The sequence below is a fragment of the Sphingomonas sp. LH128 genome, from assembly GCF_000293195.2.
Classification (GTDB): domain Bacteria; phylum Pseudomonadota; class Alphaproteobacteria; order Sphingomonadales; family Sphingomonadaceae; genus Novosphingobium; species Novosphingobium resinovorum_A.
Map to the genome: position 1 here is coordinate 1 of NZ_ALVC01000462.1, position 14,370 is coordinate 14,370.

The 14,370-nt window shown below is 67.2% G+C and carries 14 protein-coding genes; 3 read left to right on the forward strand and 11 right to left on the reverse strand.

Annotated elements, in window-relative coordinates; genetic code table 11:
• Positions 1–407 (reverse strand): carboxyl transferase domain-containing protein (locus LH128_RS28325; protein ID WP_008833138.1); only part of this gene is annotated, 407 nt, incomplete at its 3' end.
• A gap of 129 nt (positions 408–536) precedes the next feature.
• Between LH128_RS28325 and LH128_RS28330 the strand changes: the two genes are divergently transcribed.
• The gene (locus tag LH128_RS28330; RefSeq protein WP_008833139.1) at positions 537–1,427 is read left to right on the forward strand and encodes a LysR family transcriptional regulator; all 891 of its coding nucleotides are present in this window, start codon (positions 537–539) and stop codon (positions 1,425–1,427) included.
• Between the two features lie 97 nt (positions 1,428–1,524).
• On the opposite strand, the gene LH128_RS28335 is transcribed toward LH128_RS28330, so the two are convergent.
• From LH128_RS28335 to LH128_RS28350, 4 genes are read right to left on the reverse strand one after another with little or no spacing between them, the layout of a single operon-like run.
• Positions 1,525–2,565: a zinc-binding dehydrogenase gene (locus tag LH128_RS28335; protein WP_008833140.1), complete on the reverse strand. Its 1,041-nt coding sequence runs from the start codon at positions 2,563–2,565 to the stop codon at positions 1,525–1,527.
• Positions 2,562–3,575 carry an LLM class flavin-dependent oxidoreductase gene (locus LH128_RS28340; RefSeq protein WP_008833141.1) on the reverse strand — a complete coding sequence of 338 codons (1,014 nt, stop codon included), beginning with the start codon at positions 3,573–3,575 and terminating at the stop codon, positions 2,562–2,564. Before LH128_RS28340 ends, LH128_RS28335 begins: the two co-directional genes overlap by 4 nt.
• Positions 3,575–4,087 (reverse strand): nuclear transport factor 2 family protein, encoded by a 513-nt coding sequence (locus LH128_RS28345; protein ID WP_008833142.1) that lies wholly within the window; start codon positions 4,085–4,087, stop codon positions 3,575–3,577. Before LH128_RS28345 ends, LH128_RS28340 begins: the two co-directional genes overlap by 1 nt.
• Complete coding sequence (locus tag LH128_RS28350) at positions 4,084–4,887, reverse strand: SDR family NAD(P)-dependent oxidoreductase (RefSeq protein ID WP_008833143.1); 804 nt, start codon at positions 4,885–4,887, stop codon at positions 4,084–4,086. Before LH128_RS28350 ends, LH128_RS28345 begins: the two co-directional genes overlap by 4 nt.
• Positions 4,888–5,004: 117 nt before the next feature.
• On the opposite strand from LH128_RS28350, the gene LH128_RS31610 reads away from it, so the two are divergent.
• Positions 5,005–5,490, forward strand: coding sequence for a GbsR/MarR family transcriptional regulator (locus LH128_RS31610; RefSeq protein WP_008833144.1), 486 nt, complete (start codon positions 5,005–5,007; stop codon positions 5,488–5,490).
• A 4-nt stretch (positions 5,491–5,494) separates the two neighbouring features.
• Here the strand turns inward: LH128_RS31610 and LH128_RS28360 are convergent, their stop codons facing one another.
• Genes LH128_RS28360 through LH128_RS28375 form a run of 4 tightly spaced genes read right to left on the reverse strand, consistent with a single transcriptional unit; the run spans position 5,495 to position 9,897 of the window.
• Positions 5,495–6,526: a DUF2889 domain-containing protein gene (locus LH128_RS28360; protein WP_008833145.1), complete on the reverse strand. Its 1,032-nt coding sequence runs from the start codon at positions 6,524–6,526 to the stop codon at positions 5,495–5,497.
• Positions 6,527–6,559: 33 nt separating this feature from the next.
• Complete coding sequence (locus LH128_RS28365; protein ID WP_008833146.1) at positions 6,560–7,597, reverse strand: NADP-dependent oxidoreductase; 1,038 nt, start codon at positions 7,595–7,597, stop codon at positions 6,560–6,562.
• Position 7,598: 1 nt separating this feature from the next.
• Positions 7,599–8,414 (reverse strand): SDR family NAD(P)-dependent oxidoreductase, encoded by an 816-nt coding sequence (locus LH128_RS28370; protein ID WP_008833147.1) that lies wholly within the window; start codon positions 8,412–8,414, stop codon positions 7,599–7,601.
• Positions 8,415–8,433: 19 nt separating this feature from the next.
• Positions 8,434–9,897, reverse strand: a complete 1,464-nt coding sequence (locus tag LH128_RS28375; protein ID WP_236727391.1) for an aldehyde dehydrogenase family protein — start codon at positions 9,895–9,897, stop codon at positions 8,434–8,436.
• Between the two features lie 205 nt (positions 9,898–10,102).
• On the opposite strand from LH128_RS28375, the gene LH128_RS28380 reads away from it, so the two are divergent.
• A complete protein-coding gene (locus tag LH128_RS28380) occupies positions 10,103–11,554 on the forward strand; it encodes an NAD-dependent succinate-semialdehyde dehydrogenase (protein WP_008833149.1) in 1,452 nt (483 codons plus the stop codon).
• Positions 11,555–11,619: 65 nt separating this feature from the next.
• On the opposite strand, the gene LH128_RS28385 is transcribed toward LH128_RS28380, so the two are convergent.
• Positions 11,620–12,060: a hypothetical protein gene (locus LH128_RS28385; protein ID WP_008833150.1), complete on the reverse strand. Its 441-nt coding sequence runs from the start codon at positions 12,058–12,060 to the stop codon at positions 11,620–11,622.
• A gap of 88 nt (positions 12,061–12,148) precedes the next feature.
• Positions 12,149–14,020, reverse strand: coding sequence for an oligoendopeptidase F (pepF, locus tag LH128_RS28390; protein ID WP_008833151.1), 1,872 nt, complete (start codon positions 14,018–14,020; stop codon positions 12,149–12,151).
• Between the last annotated feature and the right edge of the window lie 350 nt (positions 14,021–14,370).

A 14,370-nucleotide genomic window follows, 5' to 3' on the forward strand; every position in this document is an offset into this window, starting at 1 on the left:
GTCGCCGCGATCTCCTGCGCGCGGATGTGCTTCTTGACGGTCAGCGGAAAGTAGGTGCCGCCTTTCACCGTCGCGTCGTTGGCGAAGATCATGCATTGCCGTCCCGACACACGGCCGATTCCGGCAATGATCCCGGCGCCGGGCACCTCGTCCCCATAGAGACCATTGGCGGCAAGCTGGCCGATTTCGAGAAAGGGCGAGCCGGGATCGAGGAGCCGCTCGACACGGTCGCGCGGCAGCAGCTTGCCCCTGCCTATGTGCCGCTCACGTGCCCTTGCGTCGCCCCCAAGTGCCGCTTTCGCCACCCGTTCGTGCAACTCGGCGGCGAGCGCGCGGTTGTGCGCGTCGCGTGCCCGGGCCTCAGGGCTGTCGAGATTCAGGGTGGTCTGCAGGACCGGCGCGCTCATGCCTCTTCCTTCCGTGCGGGCGGCGCCAGTTTGCCTTGGGCCTGCCTTGTCGATTTGCCGCATCTATCTAGACAGCAGTAATGAAAAGCGGAAATTGAAAGTTTCCGCACCTCGTCATAGACAGTATCTATGATTGATCAGTATCTCCTGCGCTACTTCCTGGCCGTGGCGGAGACCGGCAACTTCAGCCGCGCGGCCAGGCGCGTGAGCGTGACTCAGCCTACCTTGTCTGTAGGGATCGCCAAGCTGGAACGCGAACTGGGGGCGAGGCTGTTTGACCGCGACCGCCAGCGCGTGGCCCTGACCCCCGCCGGCAGCCGCTTTCTCGTACGCGCCCGCCGCATCGCCGCCGAATACGAGCATGCTCTTGTCGAACTCAGTGAAGTCACCGATCCCACCTTGCTGCGCGTTGGCGTGCTCAACACGATTCCCACGCGCCTCGTTGAACGCTGGCTCACCGCGCACCGCGCGCTAGGTTCAGGCGAGACGCTAGAGATACTCGACGGGTCTGAGCGCGACATCGCCGAGCGGCTAGAGCGCGGCCGCATCGACCTGGCGCTAAGCGTGATCCGCCCACACCATCCCCGATTCGCACCCGAAGTGCTTGCCCGCGAACGCTACATGATGGTCCTGCCGCCCGATCATCCGCTAGCGAACGAGAGTGAAGTGCAGGCCGAACAGCTCGCCCGCGATCGCATGGCCCTGCGCCGCCACTGCGAGGCCCTGCCCGAGATCAACCGCTTCTTCGTGGAGCGCGGCGTGAGACCGCGTTTCGTCCTCAAGACCACAAGCGACGAGCGAGTGCTGGCCGTTGTGCGTAGCGGTGCCGGGATCGGCATGATGCCCGAAAGCTTCGCCGCGGGTCCCGAGCGCTTCGTGCCGGTGCGCGATTTCAAACTTGTGCGCGAGATCGGACTGCTGCACGCCGGAGCGGCATGCGTGGAACAAGGCAGAGCAAGCCCGCTCATTGCGATGGTCAGAGCCCATTACGGCACAACTGATCTGAGGAGGTCAATCTGATCGCCAGCTGTCGACCGTCTGCCGCACGGCACAGACCACCACCTTTGGGCTGTACCGCCGGATACGCCACCTTGCCAAAAAGCTCTGCCAAGCTCCTCTACGAAAGCTGTAGGCGCGGATCGACGACAGTCCGTACCGACGTTCCAGGGCCGGAGAGATTGGCGATAGCTGCGGCCACGGAGCCGAGCCCGATACGCTCGCCAAGCCACGGTGCCACGTCGATCCGGCCCTCGGCTATACTGCGCATCGCGAGATCCATGTCCTGCGGCTCCTCGCCGCCGGCGAACTGGATGTTGAGCCGCTTGTTCTGGGCGGCGAAGACGTAGAGCGGCTCGGGCTCCATGCAGTAGCCGCCCATGACGAGGCGGCCGTCGAACGGCATGCTCTCGATGATCCGCTGCAACATGCCGGGCACGCCGACGTTCTCGTAGACGAGATTGACGCGCCGCCCGCCGAGATCGTGCAGCGGCCCGTAGGGATCGACTTCGCGCGGGTCGATGGCGATGTGCGCGCCCGCCTTCAGCGCCAGTTCGCGCCGGTCGGCGTGGAAGTCGGCCGCGACGATCGGCACCGCTCCCGCCAGAGCCAGACCCGCGACAACGCCCAGGCCGATCGCCCCGCAGCCCAGCACCAGCGCTACGTCTTCCTTGCCGGGGCGGCCGCGCCGCGCATGTTCGAGGCCCACGGCAAGCGGTTCGATCAGGGCCGCATGATCATCCGGCAGACCCTCGGGCACTTCGAGCAGGAAGTCCTCGTCGAGCAACATCAGTTCTCCGCACCCGCCCGGACAATCGTGGCTGAAACCGACGACGGCGTGCGCTCCACCCTGCCGCATGATCGGCACCGACGTCACCCGCCGTCCGGGCGCGACCGGGCGGCGGCTACCGGCACCGTAGTCGATGACCTCGCCGACGAACTCGTGGCCCGGCACGAAGGGACGCGTCTCGTCGAGTCCCGCATAAGGCCCGCCCATGCGGCGCGACAGCTCGATGACGTGACGACCACCGGTCAGGAAGTGGGCGTCCGATGCGCACAATCCGCAGGAATGCGTGCGCACCAGCGCCTGTCCCCGACGCGGTTCCGGGTCGGGCAATTCGCGCACATGCACCGCGCCGTTCTCGATACAGGCCGCCTTCATGCCGCAATCGCCTCGCGCAGCGCCGGCATCGTTGCGGCAAGCAGCCTCAGGTTCTTCCACCCCTCCTCAGGCGCGAGGCCGCCAAGCAGGGGCTGGAAGCCGATGTTGCCACCTTCTGCCGCGCTCACCTTGTCGAGCAGCATCTGCGGCGTCCACGCCGCGAAGAGCCCGGCGTGCCGCAGCTTGGCGGGATCGGTGAGACCCTTGAAGGGCGAGTTGGAGCCGTCGCCCTCGGCTTCGGCCCACTTCGCGTATTCGGTGATTACGTGAACGGCATGCGGCGCGATGGCGTCCCAGCCCTGGTCCGGGTCCTCGCACAAGTGGATCGCCATGGGCATGCCGGGACACGGGCGGAAATACCGGCGCGGGGCACGACCCAGCCGCGTGCATTCGGCGAGGTAGATCTCGACGAGTTCGCCCTTCATCGGCCCGAACCCGACCCCGAACTTCGCCGCCCGCCTGGCCGACGCCGGCACGCCGCCGCCGACGAGGATGATGTCCTCAGGCTCCTGCACCGGCAGCGGGCGCACGAAGATCGGCCGCGCGCCGCTTCCGTCGTCATGCTCGAAGCGCTCGCCCTTCAGCGCGCGCAGGATGATCTCCAGCCCCTCGTCCATCCGCTTCGCCCGGTCCTTGAGCGACTGGCGGAACATCGCGAATTCGTACGGCACGTAGCCCGCGCCGAAGATCACCCCCAGCCGCCCGTTCGCCATGTTGTCGAGCACCGCGATCTGCTCGGCCAGTTCGAGCGGATCGTGCAGCGGCAGGATCACCGCGCCCAGCAGGAAACGGATGCGCCTGGTCACCGCCGCCATGCCGCCCGCGAGGACGAAAGGCTGCGGCAGGTAGCCGTCCTGCGAGCCGTGATGCTGCATCAGGCCGATCTGGTCGGCGCCGATCTCGTCGGCAAAGGCGGCCATCTCGATCGCGGCGCGGTAAAGCTGCGGCGTCGGGCTCGCCCATTGCGGCGAGCGCATGTCGAACGACACCGAAATCGTGAAGTCCTTCATTACGCCTCTCCCTGCAGGCCATGGGCGAGCGCCGCGTAGGACGGATCGCCCCCGTCCCGGCGCGCCCGATCGTGATGATACATCGCCGTCACCTCGCGCACGCCGTCGTAGTCGGTTACCGTGTCGCGGCGGTCGATGCGCCAGATGCCGCCGCGCCGCGACCAGCGGTCACAGTAGCGCGACCACACTTCCATCTGGAGCAGCTTTCCTTCGCGCTCCATCCGCAGCGTCGCGGTGACGTAGGTCTCGCTCCCGGCCCGGTCGCCATCCACCTCGATCAACACGTTGGTGACCTGATGCGAATGCGCAAGGAGCACGCCATGCGCCGCGCAGATCCAGTCGATCGCCTCGCGGCCACCGCCCTTGAAGCCCCGCTCCCCGTAGTCCACGGTCGCATCCTCGTGGAATACCGCATGGCCAAGCGCCGTATCAAGGCGATCGACGCTGCGGCAATAGCGGCAGAGCTGCTCGGTGATTGCTTGCTTGTCCGCCAGTTCGCGCACGTCGATCACCCTTTTGCATGCGTGGAAAAAGTCGCGGAAATCCGGCGAATACGCTCGCGCCGCTGGGCGGCCGATGACGCTGACATGCCGGCCACGTCGTCCGCCTCGCCCCAGTTGCAGACGGGGCCGAACGGCAGGCGCGCAAGGCCGAGCCGGGCCACCTCGTCGGCATCGGCAAGGCCGTCGGGGACAACCATGCCGCGCGCCGCCATGAGTTCGCGATGCGCCGGAGTATCCGTCCGGCCAAGCACGAAGCTGAGCACATCCACACTGTGCGGCTCCAGTTCGGCCCAGAGCGCCTCGCACAGCACGAGATCGAACGCCTTGGTGGCGGCATAGACGCCGATGCCGGGCAGCCCGCCGTAGCAGGCGCCCGAGCCCACCACCATCAGCCCGCCCCGTCCGCGTGCGCGCATCGGAGCGGCGAAGGCGTGGAGCGCGCGGGTCACCGTCACCACATTGCGTGCGACCAGTGCATCCCAGCTGGCAACCTCCGCATCGAGAAACATCGCCCCGTTGGGATCGGCGCCGGCGTTGAGGATCAGCAACCCGACCTCGCGCCCAGCGGCGGCATCCTGCAACTGCTCGGTCGCATCCATTGCAGCCAGATCGATCGATGCAGTCACGCATTCCACCTTGCTGCGCAGCTCTGCGGCCAGCGCCTCCAGCGGCTCCTTGCGGCGGGCGACGAGGATGAGGTTCACCCCCATCTGCGCAAGCTGGCGCGCAAAGGCCGCGCCGGTCCCTTCGGATGCCCCGGCGATCAGCGCCCAGGGGCCGTATCGCGTGGTGAACGCCTGCTGCTCCATGTCATCGTCTCCCTCGGGTAACGGACGGCCATCGCCTGCACGCCGCACGCACGCTCATCGAATCCGGCGCTTGCATTTGCGCTGGCACCCGACACTCAAATTCAGTAAATCCAGAATATGTCGAACTTCAAGCCATCACAGCAGGACGAAGCCTTTCTTGACGCCATGGCGATGTTGATGGCCCCCTGGGGCTGGCCCCGGCCGGTCGGGCGCATCTACGCCTACCTGCTCCTGCGCGAGGAACCAGCGACCCTCGACGAGATCGCAGCCGACCTCGGCATGAGCAAGAGCAACGCCAGCGTGGCCGCCCGCACGCTCGAGCATTGCGGCAACGCCCGCAGGCAGGGAGAGCCGGGGAGTCGCCGCATCTACTACTCGGTGCCGTCCGAGTTCAGTGGCCCATTCGTCGAAAAGGCGCAGTTGCTCGATCGGCAGGTGCGCCTGTTCGCCGGGCAGCGTGAGCGCGACATTAGCGCCCCCGTTGCCGACCGCTTCGCCCGTATCAGCGCCTTCTACACCGCGATGCGCGAAGCGATCGAGGGCGTGATCGCCGAACCACAATCCGAGTCCAAGTCCGAGCGAACCGCAACGCGTACACGGTAATCCGTCAGCCTCGCGCTGAACCCGCGATCCGCGCCGCAAGGGCAGGCACGTCGGCCAGCGCGCGCAGGGCGTCGTTGAGGTGCGTGCAGCCTTCAGGCCCGCGCAGCTGCGTCAGCACGTCCTCGCGAATCTCGGCAAGGTTGCACCCGACCAGCCGCTGCGTATTCGCGGTCGCACCCGGGCATTCGGAGAACGGCAGGATCCGCGCCTCGGGCTCGAGTGAGAGCACTTCCAGCGTCTGCGCATCGACGCGGGCGGTAAGGCGGTACTCATGGATCGCCACGCGGCCGCCGTCGCGGCGCTTCGCGCTGTCCTGGAAAGCGGAATCGATGGTGATCACGCCTGCTTCATCGTCCCGCGTCACATCGATCCGGCGCGCGCGGCGAAAGCCCGGGCCATCATCTTCGGCAAGATCGTGCCACCCGAGCGGGTCGGCAGGGTTGCGCAGATCGCCCGCGTCCGCGCTCGCGACCTTCTCCGGATCGACATCGCCGGACACGCCGCTGTTCCCCTCCTGCAGCCCCCAGCACACATTGACGCGCTGGGCCATCATCTGCGCGTGCTGCGCCTCGCCGAGCTTTTCACGCAACCGGTCGGCCCAGTCGGGATGCCACTGCGACCACGCGAAGGAACTGACCAGCGCCGTGCCGGACAAGTCGTCGAGCACGATGTAAAGCGGGTGCGCGGCGGCGACCATGTCCGGCATGACCTCGCGCAGCAGGCCGCGCAGGTGACCGCCCGCGCGCGCGCCGACGAGATGGGCGATCGCCTCGCAGTCCGGCTGCGCCGCGATCGCGGCGATCGTCTTGTCCTCGCTCATGCGCACCTCGTAGCGCGCCTCGGCAAGGGTCAGGCCGTCCTCGCCCGCCTGCGGCGTCCACAAGTCGCGCGCGGCGCCCACGAAGCGGCGCTGGCCGTCGAGGCCGTCGGGCCAGGAAACGTCGATGCTCGTCGTGCGGCGGACCGAGCCCGCCGTGCGCTGCGGGGCAGGATTGGCCGTGCTGCGCGGCGGCGGCGGAAGCGTGCTCGTGTCCATGACAAATGACGCTGCACCCTCCGGTCCCATCGATCAACCCTGCGCGGCAACCCGCACCAGCAGCTTGCCGACATGGTCGTGGCCCGAAAACACACTGGAAAAGGCCGCAGGCGCCGCCTCGATGCCTTCGACGACGGACTCGGCGAAACGGATGCGGCCTTCCTTCATCCACCGGGCGATATCCTCCAGCCCCTGCTGCCCGGCCAGCATTCCGGCAAAGCCCCGGATCTCGAGTCCCTTGTTCATGATCAGCCGGTAGAAACCGGGCAGGCGATCCGGCCCCGGACCTTCCATGCCCACCCCGTAATAGGCGATGAACCCGCACATCGCCATGCGTGCACCGCGCTTGAGGAGCGGCAGGACGGTCATCGTCACCTCGCCGCCGACATTGTCGAGATAGACCTCCGCCCCCTCGGGCATCGCGGCCTTCAGCTGATCGGCGAAATCCGGCGCCTTGTAGTCGGCCGCCGCGTCGAAGCCGAGGTCGAGCAGCGCCGCGCACTTGGCCGCGCCGCCCGCGATACCGACCGCCCGGCCGCCGAGCACCTTGACGATCTGCCCGGCAATCGAGCCCACCGCGCCCGCCGCCGCCGAGATCACCACCGTCTCGCCCGCCTTGACCCGGCCGACCTTGACGATGCCCTCGTACGCGGTCTGCCCCGGCCCGCCGAGCACGCCAAGCGCGGTAGAGACCGGCGCCAGCGACCTGTCCAATTTGCGCGGCGGGCCGCGATAGTCGCTGAGGTCCGGCGCGAGCACGGCATATTCCTGCCAGCCTGAACGCCCTTCGACCACGTCGCCCACCGCGTAATCGGGATGGCTGGAGGCGATGACCTCGCTTACCACCGGCCCGACCATGGGCTGGCCCAGTTCCATGCGCCCCGCGCCGGTCAGCACCGTCTCGTCCACCGAGAAGCGCAGCAGGGGATCGACGGCGATGTAGAGCGTCTTCAGCAGGATCTCGCGCTCGCCGGCCTCCGGCACGGGCACTTCCTCGATGCGAAAGTCGCCGGGCTTCGGATTGCCCTGCGCATAAGCGGCAAGGACAACCTGCTTCATCGTCGCGGCCATCTCAGCCTCCCGTCTTGCGACCGGCGGAGAGGCCGCCATCGACCGGAAGGTTGACGCCGGTGATATTGCCCGCAAGATCGGAGGCGAGAAACAGCGCGGCGCTGGCTGTATCGCGCGGGTCGATCGCCTTGCCCAGCGGGTGCGCCTTGCCCATGCCTTGCAGGATGCGCTCGCGGTTGTCGCTGTCGGGATCCATCCCGGCGTAGTGCGTGAGCATCCCGGCGGGGCAGACGGCGTTGACGCGAATACCCTTGTCCGCGACCTCGATGGCCAGAGCCCGGGTAAGCTGCACGACCGCGCCCTTGGTCGCGCCGTAGAGCACCCCGCCGTAGCCCATCAGCCCCGCGACCGATGCGGTGGAGACGATCGCGCCGCCGCCGCCCAGTCCTTCCCCGGCCTGCTTCTCGAACTGCCGGATCGCGGCCTGACAGCCGTAGACCACGCCGTTGATGTTGACGTCCTCGACCCGCTTCATCTCCTCGGGATCGCACTCGACAAGGCTGCGCAGACCCTTGCCGGGGACCGGGCTGATGGTGATGCCGGCGTTGTTGTAGATGACGTCCAGCCGCCCGAACCGCTGCGCCGCATGCGCGACGGCGGCATCGACGCTGGCCGGATCGGCGACATTGCAGGTGACCGCCACCGCCTCGCCGCCCGCTGCCACGGCAAGCGCAGCGGTCTCCTCGGCATTGGCTCCGTTGATGTCGGCGGCGACGACTTTGGCGCCATGTTCGCAGAACAACAGCACCGCCGCGCGCCCCACGCCGGATCCCGCGCCGGTGATGAGGGCGACCTTGCCCTGAACCAGTCCCTGCATTGTCCCTGCTCCCCTCGCCTCAGCCACCGATGTTGAAGGTGGTCATCATCTGGAATTCGCGCAGCCCCTCGACCCCGCGCTCACGGCCAAGACCGCTCATTTTGATGCCGCCGCCGCTCGCGTAGCTAGACATCACCGCGCCGTTGACGTTGACCGCACCGCTGCGGATCTTCAGGCCCACCTCCAGCGCCTTGACCTTGTCTGCGCCGTGGACCCAGCCCGAGAGGCCGAAGCGGCTGTCGTTGGCCATCTCCACCGCATGGTCGAGATCGCGGTAGCCGATCACGCTCACCACCGGCCCGAAGATCTCCTCCTGCGCGGCGGGGTTGGCATTGTCGGGCAGGTCGAGCACGGTCGGCTCCCAGTAGAAGCCCTTGTCGAAGCCTTCCGGCCGCCTGCCGCCGCACACCACGCGGCCGCCCGCCTCGACCGCCTCCTTCGTGAAATGTTCGCAGCGGTCGCGCTGGCCCGCGCTGATGACCGGGCCGAGCTGCGTCGCCGGATCGCTCGCCGGGCCGATCTTCACCCCCGCCAGCAGCTTCGCCATGCCGTCGAGAACTTCGGCTTTGCTCTCCTGCGGCACGAAGACGCGCGTGCCGAGCACACAGCCCTGCCCCGCATGGGAGGTACAGACCGAGACCGCCGCCGAAGGCGCGCGGGCAACCGCGTCGGGCAGGTAGATCTGCGCCGACTTGCCGCCCAGTTCCAGCACCAGCCGCTTGAGCGTCGGCGCCGCCTGCTCCGCCACCTTGGCGCCTACAGCGCAAGAACCGGTGAACGAGACCATATCCACGCGCGGATCGGTGGTCATGGCAAGCCCGCCCGCCAGCCCCGGCTCGATGATCACGTTCAGCACCCCGGGCGGCAGCCCCGCTTCCTCGGCCGCTTCGGCGAAAATCATGGATGAGATGGGGGTCAACGGATTGGGCCGCAGGATCACCGAGTTGCCCGCCATGAGCGCCGGCACCACCTTCCAGAACGCGGTATAGAACGGCACGTTGTACGCCGAAATCGCCGACACCACCCCCAGCGGCGACCAGCGCTTGAGGCTCTGCACCACGAAGTGCGGGTTGACCCGTTCGTGGATCGGCAAGGGGTTTTCTCCCTGCTCGGGCATGCGCAGGAACATGTCGATGATCTCGTCGGTCATGCGCAGCGGCGCGTGGACCTGCGCGCCCATGACGGTGGCGGAGACCGGGCATCCCGCCTCCTCGATCGCGCATTTCTTCAGGAAATCGGCGCGTTTGCGCATCGCCTCACCGAAGCGAGTCATCGCTTCCCCACGCGCCTTCATCGACAGACTCGACCATACACCGGAATCGAACGCCGCACGCGCCGCGCCGATCGCCGCATCCGCCTGCGCGGACGAGACGCCCACCACTTCGGCCACGATCGATTCGTCGGACGGGTTCTGTACGTCGAACCGCTCCCCTTCACCGCGCAGGAACTTGCCGCCGACATAGCCTGCATATTCCAAGCCCACTCTCCCCAATTAATTCACATTTGCGAATTATTATTCTCTACCGAGACTAGCCGACACGTGGAGAGGCGTCAATCGCGCCACCCTCGCGCTTGTCGCAGGAGTCCAGGGCGGCTTGTAACCGCTAGGGGTCGTCCCTAGACCATGCCGGAACCCGCGAGCGTCCATCCGAGACGCTCCACCGGCAGCACACGAGGAACCGCACGAAATGGCCTACACCGACTTCCTGAAGCAGCAGTGCTACATCGACGGCGCGTGGGTCGATGCGGATTCCGGTGCTTCCTTCGAGGTCACAGACCCGGGCACGGGCAAGGTGCTGGGCACGGTGCCGAAGATGGGCGCTGACGAAACCGCCCGCGCGATCGACGCCGCCGAGGCCGCCCTCCCCGCCTGGCGCGCCAAGACCGCCGGTGAGCGCGCCAAGCTGATGCGCAAGCTGTTCGAACTGATGCTGCAGCACCAGGACGATCTGGGCGAACTGCTGAGCCGTGAACAGGGCAAGCCGCTGGCCGAAGGCAAAGGCGAGATCGCCTATGGCGCCAGCTTCATCGAGTGGTTCGCCGAAGAGGGCAAGCGCGCCTATGGCGACGTCATCCCCGGCCATGCCGCCGACCGCCGCATCGTCGTGATCAAGCAGGGCGTCGGCGTCGTCGCCGCGATCACGCCGTGGAACTTCCCCAATGCGATGATCACCCGCAAGCTCGGCCCGGCGCTGGCGGCAGGTTGCACCATCGTCATCAAGCCCGCCTCGGCCACCCCCTATTCGGCGCTGGCGATCGCGCAACTGTGCGAGATGGCGGGCATCCCCAAGGGCGTCGTCAACGTCGTGACGGGCAGCGCGGGCCAGATCGGCTCGACCCTGACCGCCAGCCCCAAGGTCGCCAAGCTGACTTTCACCGGCTCGACCGAGATCGGCCGCGACCTGCTGCGTGAATGCGCCGAGACGATCAAGAAGTGCTCGATGGAACTGGGCGGCAACGCGCCGTTCCTGGTCTTCGACGATGCCGACGTGGACGCCGCGATCGAAGGCGCGATGATCTCCAAGTTCCGCAACGGCGGCCAGACCTGCGTATGCACCAATCGCTTCTACGTGCAGGACGGTGTCTATGACGAGTTCGTCGAGAAACTGGCCGCGCGCGTCAGCGGCATGAAGGTGGGCTATGGCCTGGATGCCGGCACCGAAGTCGGCCCGCTGATCGACGAGAAGGCGGTCGAGAAGGTTGAGGAGCACCTTAAGGACGCAGTCGATGGCGGCGCCAAGGTGCTCGCGGGCGGCCAGCGCAACGCGCTCGGCGGCAGCTTCTTCAATCCGACCGTGGTGGCGGGCGTGAAGCCCGACATGAAGCTGGCGCGCGAGGAAACCTTCGGGCCGCTCGCAGGGGTGATCCGCTTCACCGACGAGGCCGACGCCATCCGCATGGCCAACGACACCGAGTTCGGCCTCGCCAGCTACTTCTACGCCCGCGACCTGTCGCGCGTGTGGCGTGTCGCCGAGGCGCTCGAAGCGGGCATGGTCGGCATCAACACCGGCCTCATCTCCACCGAGGTCGCGCCCTTCGGCGGCGTCAAGCAGTCGGGCCTGGGCCGCGAGGGCTCGCATTACGGCCTCGATGACTACATGGAGGTCAAGTACCTCTGCATGGGAATCACGCCGGCCTGAGGCCGGCGGGCGGCATCACGCCCGCCTGATATCCGGAGCGCTCCCTGCAATCTGCCGGGGAGCGCTCAACCCTTGCATTTCCGGAAGGCCCCCGTCTTCACCACTTGCGTCATCGGGGCGCCCAGCGGCGTGCGCAGGGTGTCGTCATGATTGACCGACAGCACACCGCGCTTCTCTCCGTCATTGAAGACGAAGATGACGGGCATGTTGTCACCGCCCCATTTGTCCTTGCCGTACTTGATGCCCATCCAGATCTGGATGCCTTCGTATTGCGCCCCGCCCGCACAGCTGAAGCACATGTCGATGGGCAAAGGCCCGCTGCGTCCGGTCGCGGTGTCGAGGAAGACTCCGCCCGCGCCGACGTTTATGCGTGGCAGAACGGCGCAATTTCCGGCCGGCGCATAACGACCGAACAGGTCAGGCGGAATTTCGGGCGCCGCCGCGCTCGAAGGAAACCCCGCGAGCGCCGGAAGCAGCAGCGCGAGCGGATACAGGATACGGGCCATCGACGCATCTCCCCGGTGCGAAAGAGTGTCCTGCCCGCATCATCGCCGCTCGCGCCCCGCTTGTCATTGCGGATTCATCCCTGGGCATTCACCCCATCAGCGCTTCGATCTCGTCGATCGTCGCTTTGAAGTCCGCCACGAGGCCCCGGTACGGATCGGGAGCGGTCATATCGAGCCCCGCCTTCTTCAGGATATCGACCGGATCGGCCGAGCCGCCTGCCCGCAGCACGTCGAGGTAACGCTCGCGCTCCGCCTTGCCGCCGTTCAGGATCGAATGCGCGAACCACGTCCCCGCCGAAATCGAGGTGGCGTACTGGTAGACGTAGAACGTGCTGTAGAAATGCGGGATGTAGGCCCACTCGATCGCATAGGGCGCGTCGATCACGAAGTTCGGGCCGTGATAGCGCTTCAGCAGGTCGAGATACACGCGCGTCAGGCTCTCGCCCGAGAGGCCCTCTCCGGCTTCGGCCATCTCGTGCATCTTCAGCTCGAATTCGGCGAACATCGCCTGCCGGAAGAAGGTGCCGCGCATGCCCTCCAGCCGCATGCCGAGGTAGTAGATCTTCTCGTCCTTCGTCTTCGCCTGCTTCAGCATGTACTCGGTCAGCAGCACCTCGTTGCAGGTGGAGGCGATCTCGGCGGTGAAGATCGGGTAGTCGGACAGCTCGTAAGGCTGCACCGAATCGGCCAGCAGCGAATGCATCGCGTGGCCCCACTCATGCGCATACGTGGACAATCCCTCGTAGTTCTCGCCGAGGTTCAGCAGCAGGTAGGGATGCACGCCGTAGGCCGAGCCGTTCATGTAGGCGCCCGGACGCTTGCCGGGACGCGGCCAGGGATCCATCCACTTCGCCGCCGTCGCCGCGCCGAGGCGCTTGACGTAGTCGGGGCCCAGCGGCTCGACGGCCTTCAGGGTGATGTTGCGCATGTCGGTCAGGGTGAACTTGCGCTCCATGCTGACCAGCGGCGGATAAATGTCGTAATAGTGCATGTCCGGCAGCTTCAGCATCTTGCGGCGCAGCTCGAACGAGCGGTGGAGCTGCGGCAGACCGGCATTGGTCTCGGCCACCAGCGTGCGGTAGACGCCCTCGGGCACCGCGCCGGGTGCCAGCGCCATGGCGAGGCAGCTCTTGTAGCTGCGGGCGCGGGCCTCGAACACGTCGCCCTTGAGCTTGGCCGCCATCGCCGCGCCGAGCGAGCTTTCGAACTTGCCCATCTGGCCGAAGAAGCCGTCCATGACGGTCTTGCGGTCATCGCGATTGGGGGCGTCCCGGGTCAAGGTATAGCCCTGCGCGTCGAGCGTCGTCTTGCGCCCATCCGACAGGGTGACCTCCGGCCAGGGAATGTCGGAGGAGAACAATTGCTCGCGGATCGTCTGAGGGCCAGAGAGCGGCGAGGACACCGCCGCCAGCAGCGCCTCGCCCTTGGCGTCGAGCGTATGCTCGGCCTCGCGCAGGGTCTTGCGCAGGCCGAAGGCGAAGCGGGTGGCAAGCGCCTTGTCGGCGGTGATGAAGCTCTCGACCTTGTCCTTGCCCAGCTTGAGCGTTTCAGGCGCGGTCCACGCGGTCGCCTCGCCGAAGGCGGCGTAGAGGTCCATGACCTGCGCGTTGCGCTCCTGGTTGGCGGAAACGCGCACGTCCTCGTCCGCCTTCAGCGAGGCGTAGACATAGACGCGGGCGAAGGTCTTCGAGACCTCGGAGATATCCTCCAGCGCCTTGAGCATGGAGGGTGCGTCGGTGCCGAAGCTGTCCTTGTAGGCCGCAAGGCGCGGCAGCGCGGCGGCGACCTGCTTGCGCGCGGCATCCCAGGCGTCGAGGCCGGGATAGAGGTCGGTAAGGTCCCACTGCGCGGCGGCTGCATCGGCGGCATGGGCCGTGCCCGCCAGCATCGAGGGCAGCGCCGAGGCGAGAGGAAGCGCGGCGGCAAGGCTGATAGCGCCGCGACGGTCGGTTTCGATCATGGATGTGTCCCTTGCATCCCGCGCCCCCGAAAAAAGCGCGCGGTTGATCGGCCGAAGCTATCGCCTTGTCGTATCGTTGCAAGAGAAACGCCGACGCTGATCGAACAGCGTCTACGGTTGGTCGAGAGAGATTGAACATCCTCCCTGTCGCGCAGCGATGGGGAGGGGGACCGCCCGCGCAGCGGGTGTGGAGGGGGAGAACCCCCTCCGTCAGCGCTTCGCGCTGCCACCTCCCCATCGCTGCGCGACAGGGAGGAGACGCGCCGTCATCAGGCCAGCGCGGCCTTCAGCGCATCGGCGAGATCGGTGCGCTCCCAGGGGAACAGGTCGCCCTCGGGCTGGCGGCCGAA

What these genes read in the sequence shown, in the direction of transcription:
- LH128_RS28330 (WP_008833139.1), top strand. Translation starts at nt 537, where the DNA reads ATGATTGATCAGTATCTCCTGCGCTACTTCCTGGCCGTGGCGGAGACC.
- LH128_RS28335 (WP_008833140.1), bottom strand. Translation starts at nt 2,565, where the DNA reads ATGAAGGCGGCCTGTATCGAGAACGGCGCGGTGCATGTGCGCGAATTG.
- LH128_RS28340 (WP_008833141.1), bottom strand. Translation starts at nt 3,575, where the DNA reads ATGAAGGACTTCACGATTTCGGTGTCGTTCGACATGCGCTCGCCGCAA.
- LH128_RS28350 (WP_008833143.1), bottom strand. Translation starts at nt 4,887, where the DNA reads ATGGAGCAGCAGGCGTTCACCACGCGATACGGCCCCTGGGCGCTGATC.
- LH128_RS31610 (WP_008833144.1), top strand. Translation starts at nt 5,005, where the DNA reads ATGTCGAACTTCAAGCCATCACAGCAGGACGAAGCCTTTCTTGACGCC.
- LH128_RS28360 (WP_008833145.1), bottom strand. Translation starts at nt 6,526, where the DNA reads ATGGACACGAGCACGCTTCCGCCGCCGCCGCGCAGCACGGCCAATCCT.
- LH128_RS28365 (WP_008833146.1), bottom strand. Translation starts at nt 7,597, where the DNA reads ATGGCCGCGACGATGAAGCAGGTTGTCCTTGCCGCTTATGCGCAGGGC.
- LH128_RS28370 (WP_008833147.1), bottom strand. Translation starts at nt 8,414, where the DNA reads ATGCAGGGACTGGTTCAGGGCAAGGTCGCCCTCATCACCGGCGCGGGA.
- LH128_RS28380 (WP_008833149.1), top strand. Translation starts at nt 10,103, where the DNA reads ATGGCCTACACCGACTTCCTGAAGCAGCAGTGCTACATCGACGGCGCG.
- LH128_RS28385 (WP_008833150.1), bottom strand. Translation starts at nt 12,060, where the DNA reads ATGGCCCGTATCCTGTATCCGCTCGCGCTGCTGCTTCCGGCGCTCGCG.
- pepF (WP_008833151.1), bottom strand. Translation starts at nt 14,020, where the DNA reads ATGATCGAAACCGACCGTCGCGGCGCTATCAGCCTTGCCGCCGCGCTT.